This window comes from Microbacterium sp. (genome assembly GCF_035556355.1).
Lineage (GTDB): Bacteria > Actinomycetota > Actinomycetes > Actinomycetales > Microbacteriaceae > Microbacterium.
On the sequence record NZ_DATMFG010000025.1, the window covers coordinates 1 to 15218 of the forward strand.

General features: G+C 70.6%; 14 protein-coding genes and 1 tRNA gene. 6 read left to right on the plus strand and 9 right to left on the minus strand.

Features of this window, described 5'->3' with window-relative positions; genetic code table 11:
• On the minus strand, positions 1–367 hold a 367-nt coding region (locus VNR19_RS07520), incomplete at its 3' end, for a hypothetical protein (protein WP_325725439.1).
• A gap of 106 nt (positions 368–473) precedes the next feature.
• Positions 474–740, minus strand: a complete 267-nt coding sequence (locus VNR19_RS07525) for a hypothetical protein (RefSeq protein WP_325725441.1) — start codon at positions 738–740, stop codon at positions 474–476.
• Positions 741–850: 110 nt separating this feature from the next.
• Between VNR19_RS07525 and VNR19_RS07530 the strand changes: the two genes are divergently transcribed.
• The 3 genes from VNR19_RS07530 (at position 851) to VNR19_RS07540 (ending at position 2048) form a co-directional block, all read left to right on the plus strand.
• Positions 851–1063 (plus strand): PLDc N-terminal domain-containing protein, encoded by a 213-nt coding sequence (locus VNR19_RS07530; protein ID WP_325725443.1) that lies wholly within the window; start codon positions 851–853, stop codon positions 1061–1063.
• Positions 1064–1132: 69 nt separating this feature from the next.
• Positions 1133–1214, plus strand: a tRNA-Leu gene (locus tag VNR19_RS07535).
• A gap of 57 nt (positions 1215–1271) precedes the next feature.
• Positions 1272–2048 (plus strand): DedA family protein, encoded by a 777-nt coding sequence (locus tag VNR19_RS07540; protein ID WP_325033623.1) that lies wholly within the window; start codon positions 1272–1274, stop codon positions 2046–2048.
• Between the two features lie 65 nt (positions 2049–2113).
• Here VNR19_RS07540 and ku read toward each other — a convergent pair whose 3' ends face one another.
• On the minus strand, positions 2114–3058 hold the full coding sequence (gene ku, locus VNR19_RS07545; RefSeq protein ID WP_325725445.1) for a non-homologous end joining protein Ku: 945 nt from the start codon (positions 3056–3058) through the stop codon (positions 2114–2116).
• A gap of 113 nt (positions 3059–3171) precedes the next feature.
• Between ku and VNR19_RS07550 the strand changes: the two genes are divergently transcribed.
• Both VNR19_RS07550 and VNR19_RS07555 read left to right on the plus strand, forming a co-directional pair.
• The gene (locus tag VNR19_RS07550) at positions 3172–6006 is read left to right on the plus strand and encodes a cation-translocating P-type ATPase (protein WP_325725447.1); all 2835 of its coding nucleotides are present in this window, start codon (positions 3172–3174) and stop codon (positions 6004–6006) included.
• The gene (locus tag VNR19_RS07555; RefSeq protein WP_325725449.1) at positions 6003–8561 is read left to right on the plus strand and encodes an ATP-dependent DNA ligase; all 2559 of its coding nucleotides are present in this window, start codon (positions 6003–6005) and stop codon (positions 8559–8561) included. Before VNR19_RS07550 ends, VNR19_RS07555 begins: the two co-directional genes overlap by 4 nt.
• Before the next feature lie 5 nt (positions 8562–8566).
• Here VNR19_RS07555 and VNR19_RS07560 read toward each other — a convergent pair whose 3' ends face one another.
• The 4 genes from VNR19_RS07560 to murI all read right to left on the minus strand — a co-directional run bounded on the left by VNR19_RS07560 (position 8567) and on the right by murI (position 11949).
• On the minus strand, positions 8567–9487 hold the full coding sequence (locus VNR19_RS07560) for a cation diffusion facilitator family transporter (protein ID WP_325725451.1): 921 nt from the start codon (positions 9485–9487) through the stop codon (positions 8567–8569).
• 91 nt (positions 9488–9578) lie between these two features.
• On the minus strand, positions 9579–10229 hold the full coding sequence (gene rdgB / locus VNR19_RS07565; protein WP_325725579.1) for an RdgB/HAM1 family non-canonical purine NTP pyrophosphatase: 651 nt from the start codon (positions 10227–10229) through the stop codon (positions 9579–9581).
• A 17-nt stretch (positions 10230–10246) separates the two neighbouring features.
• Positions 10247–11020: a ribonuclease PH gene (gene rph / locus VNR19_RS07570; RefSeq protein WP_325725581.1), complete on the minus strand. Its 774-nt coding sequence runs from the start codon at positions 11018–11020 to the stop codon at positions 10247–10249.
• Between the two features lie 83 nt (positions 11021–11103).
• On the minus strand, positions 11104–11949 hold the full coding sequence (murI, locus tag VNR19_RS07575; RefSeq protein ID WP_325725453.1) for a glutamate racemase: 846 nt from the start codon (positions 11947–11949) through the stop codon (positions 11104–11106).
• Positions 11950–11992: 43 nt separating this feature from the next.
• On the opposite strand from murI, the gene VNR19_RS07580 reads away from it, so the two are divergent.
• A complete protein-coding gene (locus VNR19_RS07580; protein WP_325725455.1) occupies positions 11993–13330 on the plus strand; it encodes a nicotinate phosphoribosyltransferase in 1338 nt (445 codons plus the stop codon).
• 4 nt (positions 13331–13334) lie between these two features.
• Here the strand turns inward: VNR19_RS07580 and VNR19_RS07585 are convergent, their stop codons facing one another.
• Entirely contained in the window at positions 13335–13601 is a 267-nt protein-coding gene (locus tag VNR19_RS07585) for a DUF3039 domain-containing protein (RefSeq protein ID WP_325725457.1), read from the minus strand.
• Positions 13602–13678: 77 nt separating this feature from the next.
• Entirely contained in the window at positions 13679–15211 is a 1533-nt protein-coding gene (locus VNR19_RS07590) for a hypothetical protein (protein WP_325725459.1), read from the minus strand.
• Positions 15212–15218 lie beyond the last annotated feature (7 nt).

A 15218-nucleotide genomic window follows, 5' to 3' on the forward strand; every position in this document is an offset into this window, starting at 1 on the left:
CCGCATCCGCCCGCCGCGCCTCCGCGTCCGCCCGCCGCGCCTCCGCACTCGCGCGGACTGCTTCTGCGACGGTTTTCACGATCCCAGCGACCAATTTGAGCCCGGTGAGGCCGGCGCCGCCGACCGCAATGATGCAGAGAAAATCGCTCCCGTACTGTGCCCTTACGAGTGTCGTGGCGGGCAGCTTTGATTCATCCCAACGCGCTTCGCCACTGGACTCAAGGAACTCCGCGAAGGAGACGGCCACACGGAGATCGTCGATAATCCGGTGATACTCCTCAAAGGCAAGATCGTCCGGCAACTTCGCCCGCGCCGTTACGACCGCCATGTCCGCGCCGACCAATCCCGGCACTATCACCCTCGCCACGCGGCTCACACTACTCACTAATGGGGCGTCGCACCCTTTCCGGTGTGCCGACCAGAAAGCAGGCGACGTCATCGAGCAGTCGCTGTTCGCACGGCGCACTTTGGCATTACGCCCAATTTGCCTCGACCGTCGGGTCGTCGAGGTACGCCTGCAGCGGCCCGTACCCCGTCACCCGCGCGAGCACTTCGCGCACGCACGCCGCCTCGTCGTCGATCGGCGCGAGCCCGCGCGCGAGCGCGAAGTCGTTGTGCCGACGCACCTCGTCGCGCGCAATGCTCAGCGCGGCGGACGCGTCGCGCGAGGTGTCGACCCGCTCGGCCCGCAGCCGATCGCGAACGCGTTCGACGACGGCGGGCGGGGCAGCGGGAGTCACCGAAGCATCCTCACCCGGTGCACGGCGACCATCGCGAAGTTATCCACAGGCGGGCCCTCGTGCGCTCAGGCCGGACACCGGGCAGGATGAGACCGGAGCGGAGGTTGACCATGACCAAGACGAAGAAGCAGCTCAGCCCGGGCGCGAAGGCGGCGGTGGGCGTCGGCGCGATCCTGCAGGCCGTGTTCGCGTTCCTCGCGTTCTGGGACCTCTCGCATCGCGACCGCGACGAGATCCGCGGCCCCAAACCCGCGTGGATCCCGGTCATCCTCGTCAACTGGATCGGACCGACGACGTACTTCATGTTCGGCATCCGGCGCTGAACCCACCCCGCGATCCGGGGGCTGACCCCCCAGCCGCTTCCCACCCGCCTCAGTAGACTGAACCCACCCGCGGGAGTGGTGAAACTGGCAGACACGCAGGATTTAGGTTCCTGTGCCTTCGGGCGTGTGGGTTCAAGTCCCACCTTCCGCACGAGGTGCGCTCAGCGCCGCATCCGCCGCCGACCGATCCGACCGACGGGAAATCCTCTTGCACTACGCAGCCCTCATCCCCTGGCTCGACCCCGCCGCGATCATCGGGTGGGCGGGCCCCTGGGCCCTCGCCGTCGTCTGCTTCATCGTGTTCGCCGAGACCGGCCTGCTCGTGGGGTTCCTGCTGCCGGGCGACACTCTGCTCGTCATCTCGGGTCTGCTCTCGCACCCGCAGTCGTACGCCCCGCACGGCGTGTTCGGCATCAGCGTATGGTGGGTCGCCCTGCTCATCGGGCTCGCCGCGTTCGTCGGCGGTGAAGTCGGGTACTACATCGGACACAAGGGCGGCCCGGCCGTGTTCGAGCGCAAGGAATCGGGCCTGTTCAGCGTCAAGAACGTCGAACGCACGAACGCGTTCTTCGAGCGCTTCGGCGGGCTCACGATCATCCTGGCCCGCTTCGTTCCGATCGTCCGCACGTTCGCGCCCGTCGCCGCCGGCGTCGGCCACATGAACAAGTGGAAGTACACGCTCTACAACTTCATCGGCGCGGTCATCTGGGGCTTCGGCCTCACGATGTTCGGCTACCTCATCGGCTTCATCCCGCCGATCGCCGATTTCGTCGAGCACTACATCGACCTCATCCTCCTGGCCGCGGTCGGCGGCACCGCCCTCGTGACGCTGTGGCACTACCTGCGCGAGCGCAGCAAGGCCAAGAAGGCTGCCGCCGCGGGCGAAGACGTCGTCACCGATCCCGAAGAGGCGCGCGAACTCGTGCTCGACCCCGAGGTCTTCGAGCGCGGCCCCGAGCACCACGAGGGCGACCACAAGGCGTGAGAACCGGATGCCGCGACTGCGGCCACTCGGTCACGCACGCCCTTGCGGCGCCCGCCTGCCCGAGGTCAGGACGCCTTCGCCGTCTTCTTCTTGGGCTCCGACTTCGACGCGGTCTTCTTCGCGGGAGTCTTCTTCGCGGCCGTCTTGCTCGACGAGGTCGACTTCTTCGGCGAGCTCTTGGACGCGGCATCCGACGTCGATGACCCGCTCTTCGACCCCCCGCGAGCCTCGCGCGACTTCTCGATGCTCGCGCGCAGCGCCGCCATGAGGTCGATGACCTCGCCGCCGGTCTCCTCCTCCTGCTCGCCGAACGTCTCGGCCGTGTCGACCGCGTCGCCCTTCTCGAGCTTCGCCTGGATGAGCGTGCGCAGCTCGGCCTGGTACTCGTCCTCGAACTCGGACGGGTCGAAGTCGCTCGCGAAGCTCTCGACGAGCGCCGACGACAGCTCGAGCTCCTTCGCCGAGATGCGCACGGGCTCGTCGAGCACCGGGAACGACGCCTCGCGCACCTCGTCCGACCACAAGAGCGTCTGCAGCACGAGCACGTCGCCGCGTACGCGCAGCGCCGCGAGCCGTGTCTTCTGGCGCAGCGAGAAGCGCACGATCGCGGTGCGGTCGGTCTGCTCGAGCGTCTTGCGCAGCAGCACGTACGCCTTCGGCGACGCCGAGTCAGGCTCGAGGTAGTACGCGCGGTCGAGCGTCAGGAGGTCCACCTGGTCACTCGGCACGAACTCGACGACGTCGATCTCGCGGCTGCGCTCAGAGGGCAGCGACGCGAGGTCCTCCTTCGTGAGGATCACCGTGTGCTCGCCGTCGTCGTAGGCCTTGTCGATGTCCTGATACGGCACGACCTCGCCGTCGATCTCGCAGATGCGCTGGTACCGGATGCGCCCGCCGTCCTTGGCGTGCACCTGGTGCAGCGGCACGTCATGGTCTTCGGTCGCCGAATAGACCTTCACCGGCACGTTCACCAGGCCGAAGGTCAGCGCGCCCTTCCAGATCGCCCTCATCCCACCAGTACACACCGGTCACAGCCTTCACGGCTAGGGCTTGCATTCCGGAAGTGCGCCCGCTCGGCCCCGTCGCCTTGCCCGCCTCGACGACCGACCGCGAGGATGAGAGCGTGGCGATACCGGAGAGCTCGACCCCGCTGTCGACCGAGCATCCGTCGACGCGCGATGCCCGGGACGTCGCCCGTGAGCTCGGCACCGATCCCGAGACGGGGTTGAGCGAAGCCGAGGCCTCCAGACGCCTCGCACAGTACGGGCCGAACGAGCTGCGCGCCGCCACGCGCACACCGCTGTGGAGGCGCGCGCTCGCACAGTTCGCCGATCCGCTCATCATCCTGCTGCTCGTGGCCGCCGGGGTGTCGGTGGTCGCGTGGGTCATCGAGGGCGAGGAGCCCGTGCCGATCGACGCGATCGTCATCGGCGCGATCATCGTGCTCAACGCGATCATCGGGCTCGCGCAGGAGGCGCGCGCCGACCGCGCCGTCGCGGCACTCGCCTCCCTCACGCATGCCCACTCGACCGTGGTGCGGGACGGGCGCATCCGATCGACGTCGAGCGCCGACCTCGTGCCCGGCGACATCCTGCTGCTCGCGGAGGGCGACCGCGTCGGCGCCGACGCGCGGCTCATCACGACGCACTCCCTCCACACGATGGAGTCGTCGCTCACCGGCGAGAGCGCGCCCGTCGAGAAGGACGCCGCGGCACTGCCGTCGCTCGTGCCGCTGGGAGACCGCGCGAACATGGTGTTCGCCGGCACCGCCGTCACGCGCGGGAACGGCCGCGCGATCGTCACGGCGACGGGGATGGAGACCGAGACCGGCGCGATCGCCGACCTCCTCGCCGAGACGAAGGCCGAGGCGACGCCGCTCCAGCGCGAGGTCTCGCGGCTCGGCCGGACGCTCAGCATCATCGTGATCTCGATCGCGATCGTCGTGATGATCACGATCACCCTCGTGCAGGGCATCACCTCGCCCGCCGATCTCGTCACGGTGCTGCTGCTCGGCGTCTCGCTCGCCGTCGCGGCCGTGCCGGAGGGCCTGCCGGCGCTCCTGTCGATCGTGCTCGCCCTCGGCGTGCAGCGCATGGCGAAGCGCAACGCGATCGTGAAGAACCTGTCGAGCGTCGAGTCGCTGGGTTCGGCATCCGTCATCTGCACCGACAAGACCGGCACGCTCACGACCAACCGCATGCGGATCGAACGGGTCGTGACCGCTTCGGGTGAGACGGATGTCTCGGCGACCGCCGCCTTCCGCGATCTCGACGCGGCCGACGAGACGACGAAGGCGGCGATGCGCGAAGCCGAGCTCACGCTCCGCGTGGGGGCGCTCGCGAACGATGCACGGCTCGTCGAGGAGGAGGGTCGACTCCAGGCGGAGGGCGACCCCACCGAGACGGCGTTCCTGCTCGCGGCGCACCGGCTCGACAGCGAGCGCCCGTCGCCGCGGCGCTTCGGCCGCATCGGCGAGGTGCCCTTCAGCTCGGAGCGCAAGATGATGTCGACCGCGCACCGCGAGGAGGGCGGTCCGGTGTACGTCTTCAGCAAGGGCGCACCCGACGTGCTGCTCGCGCGCTGCACCGAGCAGCGGGTGGGCGACGAGGCCGTCCCCCTCGACGACGAGGGACGCCGCCGGGCGATGGAGGCGGTCGAGGCGCTCTCGGCGCAGGCATACCGCACGCTCGGCGTCGCGTACCGGATCGCGCCCGAGGAGGTCGATGCGACCGACGGCGCCGCGTTCGACGAGTCGCACGAGCACGATCTCGTTTACGTGGGCACGGTCGGCATCATCGATCCGCCCCGCCCCGAGGCGGCGGCGGCGATCGAGGAGGCGCATCGCGCCGGCATCCGCGTCATCATGATCACCGGCGACCACCCGGCCACCGCCTCCCGCATCGCGCGCGACCTCGGCCTCGCGCGCGAGGGCGACCCGGTCGCGACCGGCGTCGACCTCGAGAACGCGGATGCCGCGCGGCTCCGCGACATCGTCGCGACGACGTCCGTGTTCGCACGCGTCGCGCCCGAACACAAGCTGCGCATCGTCGACGCGCTGCAGGAGCATGGCGAGATCGTCGCGATGACCGGCGACGGGGTCAACGACGCACCGGCGCTGAAGTCCGCCGACATCGGCATCGCGATGGGCATCGCGGGGACGGAGGTGACGAAGGAGGCGGCCCGCATGGTGCTCACCGACGACAACTTCGCCACGATCGTCGCCGCCGTGCGCGAGGGGCGCGTGATCTTCGACAACATCCGCAAGTTCCTCCGGTACCTCCTCAGCTCGAACATGGGCGAGGTGCTGACGGTGTTCTTCGGCGTCGTGTTCGCGGGCGCGCTCGGATTCACGCAGGCGAGCCCCGAGGCGGTCGTGCTGCCGCTGCTGGCCACGCAGATCCTGTGGACGAACCTCGTGACCGATTCCGCGCCCGCCCTCGCGATGGGCGTCGACCCTGAGGTCGACGACGTCATGGCGCGGCCCCCGCGCGGCCCGGGCGACCGCGCCATCGACGGCTCGATGTGGACGATCATCGCGACGACCGGCCTCACGATGTCGATCGCGACGCTCCTGACGATGGACATCTTCCTTCCGGGCGGCCTCGTGCCCGGCGGCGCCGACACGTTCGACACGGCCCGCACCGCGGGGTTCACGACGATGGTGCTGGCAGCCCTGCTCACCGCATTCAACGCGCGCTCCGATCGCGCGAGCGTCGTGAGCGGCCTCTTCCGCAACCGCGTGCTGTGGGGTTCGTTCGCCCTTGCGGTCGCGCTGCAGGTGGCCGTCGTGTACGTCCCGTTCCTGCAGGCCGCGTTCGGCACCACCGCGCTCGACCCGGTGCACTGGGCGGTGTGCGTCGGGCTCGCGTCGCTCGTCATCTGGGTCGAAGAGGTGCGCAAGGCGATCGTGCGGGCGCGCACCGCACGCGTCGCGCCGGACGGGGTCGCCACCCGATGAGCGCTCCGCAGCTCGTGACGATCGGGGGCCGCCGCCTGCGGCTCACGAACCTCGACAAGGTGCTCTACCCCGAGACAGGCACGACCAAGGGCGAGGTCATCGACTACTACACCCGCATCGGCGAGGTCATGATCCCCCACGTCGTGGGGCGTCCCGTCACGCGCAAGCGGTGGCCCGACGGCGTAGGCACTGCGGACGACCCCGGCATGGTCTTCTTCGCGAAGGATCTCGAGCGCGGAGCGCCGTCGTGGGTGAGACGGATGCCGATCGAGCACTCCGGCGGACCCAAGGAGTACCCGCTCGTCGGCGACGTCCCCACGCTCGTGTACCTCGCGCAGGTCGCGAGCCTCGAGCTGCACGTGCCGCAGTGGCGCTTCACGCCCGACGGCGACCGCGGATTCGCCGACCGCCTCGTGCTCGACCTCGACCCGGGCCCGGGCACGGGGCTCCCCGAGTGCGCCGTCGTCGCGGGCTGGGCGCGCACGATCCTCGAGGGCATGGGCCTGGAGCCCTACCCGGTCACGAGCGGCAGCAAGGGCATCCACCTTTACGCCGCTCTTCCGCCCGGGCAGACCCCCGAGCAGGCATCCGCCCTCGCCAATGAGCTCGCCCGCGCGATCGAAGCCGACCACCCCGACCTCGTGGTGAGCAGCATGAAGAAGGCCGAGCGCAAGGGAAAGGTGCTCATCGACTGGAGTCAGAACAACGGCTCGAAGACGACGATCGCGCCGTACTCGATGCGGGGGCGCCCGCATCCGACCGTCGCCGCGCCCCGCACGTGGGAAGAGCTCGACGACCCGGACCTGCGCCATCTCGAGTTCACCGAGGTGCTCGAGCGCATCCAGGAGATCGGCGATCCCATGGCGCCGCTCGGTTTCCACGCGGGCGGGCGCGAGGCGGAGTCGGGTCCGCTGTCGGCGTACATCGCCAAGCGCAGCGCCGATCGCACACCCGAGCCCGTGCCGGCGAATCCGCTCGGCGCAGCCCCCACGGGCACCGGCACCGAGAAGCCGATCTTCGTCATCCAGGAGCATCACGCGACCGCCCTGCACTGGGACTTCCGGCTCGAGCACGACGGCGTGCTCAAGAGCTGGGCCGTGCCGCGCGGCGTGCCGCACACGTACAAGCGCAACAACCTCGCGATCCAGACCGAGGACCACCCCATGGAGTACGCGACCTTCGAGGGTACGATTCCCGCCGGCGAGTACGGTGGCGGCAGTGTCACGATCTGGGACGACGGGCGCTACGACCTCGAGAAGTGGCGCGACGACGAGATCATCGTGACGCTCGAAGGCCGCCCCGGCGGTCCGCTCGGCCGCGTGCGGCTCGCGCTCATCAGGACGGAGGGCGAGGGCGAGAAGTCGAGCTGGCTGCTCCATCGCATGAAGACGGATGCCGACGGCCGCCCGCAGCCGGACGGCGAACCCGTCGTCGCGAGCGATCAGGCCGACGAGCCGCGGCGGCGCCGAGCGCGCGGGGCGGCTCATCGGCCCGTCGACACGGCCCCTGAGCCTGTCAAGACGGCCTCGGGCCGCGACCTCTCGAAGCTTCCGCGCGCCCCCGAGGGCAAGGACGCCGTGCGCGTCATGCGGGCGACGGCTGCGACCCCGGATGCCGCGCGACGCGCGGCTGCGCGGTGGGGCGACCTCGCGTGGGCGGAGGCGAAGTGGGACGGCATCCGCGCCGTCGGCGTGTGGGACGGCCACCGGCTGCGCCTGTTCGCCCGAAGCGGCAACGACATCACCCACCGCTACCCCGAGCTGACCGAGGTCGACGCCGGCTTGGGCGATGAGCCGTGCGTGGTCGATGGCGAGCTCGTCGCCCTCGAGCCCGATGGGCGCCCGAGCTTCCCGCTGCTGCAGACGCGCATGAATCTCGAGCGCGCGGGCGACATCACACGCGAGGCGCGCCGCACGCCCGTGCGGTACTACCTGTTCGACGTCCTCGCGATCGCAGGGCACGACCTCGCGGGATTGCCTCTGCGCGAGCGGCGAGAAGAGCTCGAACGCCTCGCGCAGGGCGTCATCCCGGCGATCGCGGTGCCGCCCGTGTTCGACGACGTCGACGTCGCCCTCGACACGAGCAAGACGCTGCGGCTCGAGGGCATCGTCGTCAAGGATCCGTCTTCTCTCTACCTGCGCGGCGTGCGGTCGGAGTCATGGCTCAAAGTCAAGCTCACACGCACGCAGGAGGTCGTGATCGCGGGCATGCGCCCCGGCCAGGGCGGACGCAGTTCGACGTTCGGGTCGCTCCTGCTCGGCATCCCCGGCCCGGACGGACTGCAGTACGCCGGGCGCGTCGGCTCCGGGTTCAGCGACTCCACGCTGCGGATGCTCATGACGAAGCTCACGCCGCTGCGCACCGACGAGAACCCGCTCGTGGGCGTGCCGCGGTTGGACGCGCGCGACGCCCTGTGGGTGAAACCCGAGCTCGTCGGCGAGGTCGAGTACGGCGAGTTCACGCCCGCCGGCATCCTCCGGCACCCGCGCTGGCGCGGGCTGCGGCCCGACAAGAGCCCGGACGAGGTCGTCCGCGAGGATCTGCCGCCGTTCTAGCCCCGTCATGCGTGGGCGTCGTGCTCGATGTGACCCGCGGGCTCGAGCTGGAACGTCGAGTGCTCGACGTCGAAGTGGTCCGACAGGCACGACTGCAGGCGCGTGAGGATGCCCGCCGCCCGCCCGTCGCGCAGAGCCTCGTCCTCGACCACGACGTGAGCAGTGAAGACCGGCGCCCCGCGCGTGAGCTGCCACACGTGCACGTCGTGCGCATCGACGACGCCTGGCGTCGAGAGGATGTGGTCGCGGATCTCGGCGACGTGCGTGCCCTTCGGCGCCGACTCCGCGAGCACCGACATCACCTCGCGGAGCAAGCCGATCGCCCGCGGAATGATCATCGCCGCGATGAACAGCGACGCGATGGCATCCGCCTGCACCCAACCGGTCGTCACGATCACGATCGCCGCGACGATGACGGCGGCGGACCCGATGAGGTCGCCCATGACCTCGAGGTACGCGCCGCGCACGTTGATGCTCGTGCGCTGCGCCGCGCCGAGCAGCCACATCGCGACGCCGTTCGCGACGAGGCCCACGATCGCGACGACGAGCATGAGCCCGCCCGCGACCTCGACCTCGCCCGGCTCGACGAGCCGTCGCACGCCCTCGATCGCGACCCACCCCGAGAGGACGATGAGGATCACGGCGTTCACGAGCGCCCCGAACACCTCCGCGCGCTGGTAGCCGAACGTGCGGCGGTCGTTCGCGGGGCGTGCGGCGACCGTGCTCGCGATGAGCGCGATGACGAGGGCCGCGGCATCCGTGAACATGTGCGCCGCGTCGGCCAGCAGGGCGAGCGATCCCGACAGGGCCGCTCCCACGATCTGCACGACCATGACGACGGACGTGATCGCGAGCGACACCGCGAGAAGACGCCGACTGCTCGCACCACGGACGCCCCGGGCGGGGTCCTTCGCGTGGTCGTGCATGTCTCCAGGCTAGGCCGGACGGTTGCGTCGCGAGGGCGCGCCGAGCCTGTCGGGAATGATCCCGATTATCACCGGCCGGGCGCGCGTGAGGTCAGAGCTGCTCGAGCAGCGGCGTGAGCTCGGCGAAGGCGCGGGCGCGATGCGACTGCGCGTTCTTCTCTGCGGCGGACATCTCGGCGACCGTGCGCTCGCTGCCCGGCTCCTGGCCGTCGGGGATGAAGATCGGGTCGTAGCCGAATCCGCCCTCCCCCGCGGGGGCGAGGGCGAGGCGCCCCGGCCAACGCCCCTCGACGACGCTCTCGCTCGACGCGTCACCGGGCACGACGAGGGCGATCGTCGACACGAACTGCGCCGTCCGGTGCGGGTCGGCGATGTCGGAGAGCTGGTCGAGCAAGAGGTTCACGTTCGCGGCTGCGTCCTTCGCGTGGCCGGCCCAATACGCCGAGAAGACGCCGGGCGCGCCGCCCAGCACATCGACGCAGATGCCGGAGTCGTCGGCGAGCGCCGGAAGGCCGGTGTGCTCAGCGGCCGCGCGCGCCTTGATGAGCGCGTTCTCGGCGAAGGTCACGCCGTCCTCGACGGGCTCGGGGCCGTGGTATGCGATGACGTGCAGATCGGGGCGGGTCGCCGCGACGATCGCCTGGAACTCCTCGACCTTGTGCGGGTTGTGGGTCGCGAGCACGATCTGCCGCAGCTCGGCGGACTCGGGCTCGCCGGCGACGTCGGCGACCGCATCCGCCATCTCGTTCGGATGCGCCGTCACGCGGGGCTCCCGACGGTCCCGGCGCTCTCCGTGTCGCCGTCGGCTGTGTCGGCCAGGGCAGCGAGCTGGTGCTCGCGCAGCGACGCGCACCCCGCGACCCCGAGCTCGAGCAGCGCGTCGAGCTCCCGCTTGTCGAACGGCGCACCCTCGGCGGTGCCCTGCACCTCGACGAACAGGCCTCGGCCGGTGACGACGACGTTCATGTCGGTCTCGGCGCGCACGTCCTCGACGTACGCGAGGTCGAGCATCGGCGTGCCGTCGATGATGCCCACCGACACCGCCGCGACGGAGTCGAGCAGCACGTCCGAGCGCTGGGCGATGAACTTCTTCTGCCGCCCCCATTCGATCGCGTCGACGAGCGCGACGTACGCGCCGGTGATCGCGGCGGTGCGCGTTCCGCCGTCGGCCTGCAGGACGTCGCAGTCGATCACGATCGTGTTCTCGCCGAGCGCCTTCGTGTCGACGACCGCGCGCAGCGCGCGGCCGATGAGACGCGAGATCTCGTGGGTGCGGCCGCCGATGCGTCCCTTGACCGCCTCTCGGTCGTTGCGCTCGTTCGTCGCGCGCGGGAGCATCGCGTACTCCGCCGTGACCCAGCCCTTGCCCTTGCCGGTGAGCCACCGCGGCACGCCGTTCGTGAACGACGCCGTGCACAGCACCTTCGTTCCGCCGAACGAGATGAGCGCGGATCCCTCGGCGTGCGCGCTCCAGCCGCGCTCGATCGTGATGGGCCGCAGCTCGTCGGGCGCGCGGCCGTCGCTGCGGACGATCGGGGCATCGGCGGAGGGAAGCGTCACGGGGGTCTCCTTGTCGTCGTCGAACCGGGGGTGAAGAACGATATTCGGCCGGCGTTTCAGCCGGTGGGCAGATCGATCGCGCCGGTCTGCACGACCCGCACCGCCGAGACCTCGCGGCCCATGAGCCGGTGGGCGAGGTCGAGGAACTCGTCGGCGGACGCGCCCGTCGCCTCGTAGACGTGGGTGGGCGTGGCATCCGGCCCCGCCAGCAGGTCGCGCGACACGAGCTGACGGTAGACGTCCTTCGCGGTCTCGGTGTCGCTCGACACGAGCGACACGTCCGGACCCATCACGTAGCTGATCGCCCCTTCGAGGAAGGGGTAGTGCGTGCAGCCGAGCACGAGCGTGTCGACGCCCGCGTGGCGCAGGGGCGCGAGGTACTCCTCGGCGACCGCGAGCACCTCGGGCGTGCCGGTGACGCCGGCCTCGACGAACTCGACGAAGCGCGGGCACGCCTGCGCGAAGACGGTGAGGCGCTCGTTGACCTCGAGCATGTCCTGGTAGGCGCCCGAGCCGATCGTGCCGGCCGTGCCGATCACGCCGACGCGGCCGTTGCGGGTGGTCGATATGGCGGTGCGCACGGCGGGCCCGATGACTTCGACGACCGGGACGTCGTACCGCTCGCGCGCGTCGCGCAGGACGGCGGCGGATGCGGTGTTGCACGCGATCACGAGCATCTTGACGCCCTGCTCGACGAGCGTGTCGAGCACCTCGAGCGAGTACCGCCGCACGTCGGCGATCGGCTTCGGACCGTAGGGCGAGCGGGCGGTGTCGCCGATGTAGAGGATGGACTCGCGCGGAAGCATCGCCGAGACCGCACGTGCGACCGTGAGTCCGCCCACTCCCGAGTCGAAGATTCCGATCGGCGCGTCGGCGCCGTCGCGAGTCTGTCGAAGGGTCACGATCAGCCAGCCTACGCCAGCGCCTGATCACTAGGCTGACCGCATGACGGCCTGGACGAGCTCCGCCCTGCACACCGACCGCTACGAGCTCACGATGCTCGACGCCGCCCTGCGCGACGGGACCGCCAAGCGCCGCTGCGTGTTCGAGCTCTTCGGGCGAAGACTCCCCGGAGGCCGCCGCTTCGGCGTCGTCGCGGGCACGGGGCGCCTCCTGACCCTCTTGCGCGACTTCCGCTTCGGCCACGACGAGCTGCGCTTTCTGCGCGATGAGCGCGTCGTCGACGCCGAGACGATCGACTTCCTCGAGCGCTACCGCTTCAGCGGCAACATCACCGGGTACCGCGAGGGCGAGCTGTACTTCCCCGGCTCCCCCATCCTCACCGTCGAGGGCACGTTCGCCGAGGCCGTCGTGCTCGAGACGCTCGCGCTGAGCGTGCTGAACCACGACTCGGCCGTCGCGACCGCCGCGGCCCGCATGAGCGTCGCCGCGGGCGACCGTCCGCTCGCCGAGATGGGCTCGCGCCGCGCGGGCGAGGCATCCGCGATCGCCGCCGCCCGCGCCGCCTACATCGCGGGGTTCAGCGCGACGTCGAACCTCGAGGCGGGCCGCCGTTGGGGCATTCCGACGATGGGCACGGCCGCCCACGCGTGGACCCTCCTGCACGACAGCGAGGAGGCGGCCTTCCGCGCGCAGGTCGAGACCCTCGGCGTCGACACGACGCTCCTCGTCGACACGTACGACATCCGCGAGGGCGTCGAGACGGCGGTGCGCGTGGCGGGCACGCAGCTCGGCGGTGTCCGCATCGACTCGGGCGACCTGCCGATCGTCGCCGCCGAGGTGCGCGAGCTCCTCGACGAGCTCGGCGCGACGAGCACGAAGATCACCGTCACGAGCGACCTCGACGAATACGCCATCGCGGCGCTCGCGGCGTCACCGGTCGACTCGTACGGTGTCGGCACGTCGGTCGTGACGGGATCCGGCACGCCGACCGCCGGCATGGTCTACAAGCTCGTCGCCCGACAGGACAGCGCGGGCGGCTGGGTCGGAGTCGAGAAGACGTCGGCCGACAAGACGTCTCGTGGCGGACGCAAGGCCGCCTTCCGCACGCTCGACGCGGGCACCGCGACGAGCGAGCTCATCGTCGTCTCGGACGGCTTCGAAGAGATCGACACCCCCGACCGGCATCCCGGCGCACGCGCTCTTCAGGTTCCGCTGGTGGTCGACGGCGAGACGGATGCGTCGTTCGAGGGCCCCGAGGGCGTCGACGCGGCTCGCCGCCACCACGCGCGCGTGCGCGAAGAGCTGCCGGTGCGCGCCCTCGCGCTCAGCCGGTCCGATCCGGCCATCCCCACGGTCTACGTCGACGCCGACGAGGTGTGACGGCTCAGCCGCCCATGGACTCGTAGATCTCCTTGCACGTCGGGCATACGGGGAACTTCTCGGGGTCGCGCCCAGGCGTCCACTTCTTGCCGCACAGCGCCCGCACCGGCTTGCCGGTGAGGGCCGACTCGAGGATCTTCTCCTTCTTCACGTAGTGCGAGAAGCGCTCGTGGTCACCCGGCTCGATGGTCTCTTCGCGGATGAGCTCTTCGAGCTCGCGATCGAGAGTGGCGAGTCCGCCCTGGTCAGGGCCTTCGAGGGGGGTGCTCATGGACGGTTAGTCTACCCGCGGGCTCGCCACCGGAGGCGGTGGCGGATACCGCGGCATCCGTCACTTCGCCACTCGCATCACGTCGTCTCGGCGAACTCCATGATGCGGCCGCCGCGTCGCTCGAACAGGACCGAGCCGACCGCGAGACCGACGACCAACACGCCGAACCCGATGCCGGCGCCACCCCACAGGGCGGTCGTCGCCGCCTCGGCGTCGCCGTCGATCGCAAGCCAGCCCCACCACAGTGCGGGGATGCTCAGGACGATCGCGCCGAACAGCACGACGCTCTGGGCGATCGCGCCGGTCGCGCCGATCCGCTGGGGCTGCTCGAACGGGCTCTCGCCCGGGTGCGACACCGCGTAGGGCGCGAGCGCCGACGAGATGCTCGACAGCCCGAGGCCCGACAGGAAGAGGGATGCGCACACGCCGACGAGGGCGGGCAGGATCGCCCAGCGCCCGTGGAACACGATCGCGACCGGGATCGCGATCGCGAGCAGCGGGATTCCGATGAACAGCACGGGCACGAGACGACCGATGCGGTCGGAGAACCCCCGCACGCCGCTGCCGACGTGCATCCACACGGCGGTCGAGTCGTATGCGACGTCGTTGTGCGGCAGCCATCCGAGGAACAGCGCGATGAACGGCACGGGCACGAGCGCCACGATCGCGGGCGGCACGCCGGCGATCAGCAGCGGGATCGTCGTGACGGCCGCGGCGACCGGGATGATGACGATGTTGACGAGGTACCGCGGGTCGCGCAGCCAGTAGAAGAGGCTCCGTGCCGCGATCGCACCGCCCGGAGTGCCGGGCGCCACGGCGAACCAGGCGAGCCCGCCGCGCTCGCGCACCGATGCGGGACGCTCGGTCGTCGTGAGCAGTCGGTGCACGAGCAGCGCCCACAGACCCGCGAGCACGATGACCGTCGCGATCGCGACGAACAGGCTCAAGCCCGCGTCACCCCCCTGGGCGATGAGCCCCGGGAACGCCCACGCGGCGCCGAGCGGCGTGCGGCCGAGGATCTCGACCGCCTCGACGAGCTGCGGCGGGACGCGACGACCCCATTCGAGAGACGCGAGGAACACGCCGACCGGCACGACCACCACGACCACCGCGAGCAGGAACACGCCCGAAAGCTCGCGCGATCGCCGCTCGCGCAGGAACAGCGAGGTGAGCGCCATGCACGTGCGGGCCAGGAGCGCACACGTGACGACACCGAGGACGACGGATGCCGCGCCCGCTCCCCACGGGACGCCGACCTGGCTCCACATGATCGCGGAGCTGATCGCGACCGCCAGCAGCGCTATGATCGGCACGCTGATGAGTCCGGCGACCGCGAGGATCGCGGCGAGGGGTCCGTTCGGGAGTCCGATGAGCGCGAAGCGGCGGGGGTCGAGCGGGTCGGCCACTCCGCCGACGATCGGGGCGATCGCGAAGCCGGCGGTGACGGCGGATCCGCCCAGGACGGTCACGGTGAGGGCGACGTCGGTGCCCGCATCCGCGAGGGTCAGCAGTCCCCAGCACACGAGCGCCGTCGACCCGACGACGAGGATCAGCCATGCGATCGTGCGCGTGACGGACTCGATGTCTCCGCGGAGTGCTCCGAGGAGCATCGCGACC